This window comes from Bacillus cereus group sp. N31 (assembly GCF_016483245.1).
Classification (GTDB): domain Bacteria; phylum Bacillota; class Bacilli; order Bacillales; family Bacillaceae_G; genus Bacillus_A; species Bacillus_A toyonensis.
In genome coordinates, this window is sequence record NZ_JAEHCH010000064.1 from 1 (window position 1) to 1,530 (window position 1,530).

Genomic DNA, 1,530 nt, shown 5'->3' on the forward strand with positions numbered 1-1,530 from the left:
CCTGTGTTTTTGCTAAACAGTCGCTTGGGCCTATTCACTGCGGCTTTCCGTTAAGAAAGCACCCCTTCTCCCGAAGTTACGGGGTCATTTTGCCGAGTTCCTTAACCAGAGTTCTCTCGCACACCTTAGGATTCTCTCCTCGCCTACCTGTGTCGGTTTGCGGTACAGGCACCTTTTATCTCGCTAGAAGCTTTTCTTGGCAGCGGGGAATCAAAGACTTCGCTCCATAAGGAGCTTCCCCATCACAGCTCAGCCTTCACGATAAGCGGATTTGCCTACTTATCAGCCTAACTGCTTGGACGTGCACAACCAATCGCACGCTTCTTCTATCCTTCTGCGTCCCTCCATTGCTCAAACGATAAAGAGGTGGTACAGGAATATCAACCTGTTGTCCATCGCCTACGCCTGTCGGCCTCGGCTTAGGTCCTGACTAACCCTGAGCGGACGAGCCTTCCTCAGGAAACCTTAGGCATTCGGTGGACGGGATTCTCACCCGTCTTTCGCTACTCATACCGGCATTCTCACTTCTAAGCGCTCCACCAGTCCTTCCGGTCTGACTTCACTGCACTTAGAACGCTCCCCTACCACTGATACCATTGGTATCAATTCGCAGCTTCGGTGGTGTATTTAGCCCCGGTACATTTTCGGCGCAGAGTCACTCGACTAGTGAGCTATTACGCACTCTTTAAATGGTGGCTGCTTCTAAGCCAACATCCTAGTTGTCTAAGCAACTCCACATCCTTTTCCACTTAATACACACTTTGGGACCTTAGCTGGCGATCTGGGCTGTTTCCCTCTTGACTACGGATCTTATCACTCGCAGTCTGACTCCTAAGGATAAGTCATTGGCATTCGGAGTTTGACTGAATTCGGTAATCCGATGAGGACCCCTAGTTCAATCAGTGCTCTACCTCCAAGACTCTTACACTTAAGGCTAGCCCTAAAGCTATTTCGGGGAGAACCAGCTATCTCCAGGTTCGATTGGAATTTCTCCGCTACCCACACCTCATCCCCGCACTTTTCAACGTGCGTGGGTTCGGGCCTCCATTCAGTGTTACCTGAACTTCACCCTGGACATGGGTAGATCACCTGGTTTCGGGTCTACGACCACGTACTAAACGCCCTATTCAGACTCGCTTTCGCTGCGGCTCCGTCTCTTCAACTTAACCTCGCACGGGATCGTAACTCGCCGGTTCATTCTACAAAAGGCACGCCATCACCCATTAACGGGCTCTGACTATTTGTAGGCACACGGTTTCAGGATCTCTTTCACTCCCCTTCCGGGGTGCTTTTCACCTTTCCCTCACGGTACTGGTTCACTATCGATCACTAGGGAGTATTTAGCCTTGGGAGATGGTCCTCCCAGATTCCGACGGAATTTCACGTGTTCCGCCGTACTCAGGATACATTCAAGAGAGAACGAAGTTTCGACTACGGGGTTGTTACCCTCTACGACGGACCTTTCCAGGTCGCTTCGTCTACCTCGTTCCTTTGTAACTCCGTATAGAATGTCCTACAACCCCAAGAGGC

Annotated in this window: 1 rRNA gene; it reads right to left on the minus strand. The window is 51.0% G+C overall.

Annotated elements, in window-relative coordinates:
- A 23S ribosomal RNA gene (locus JDS81_RS29730) occupies positions 1-1,530 on the minus strand; the annotation flags it as partial.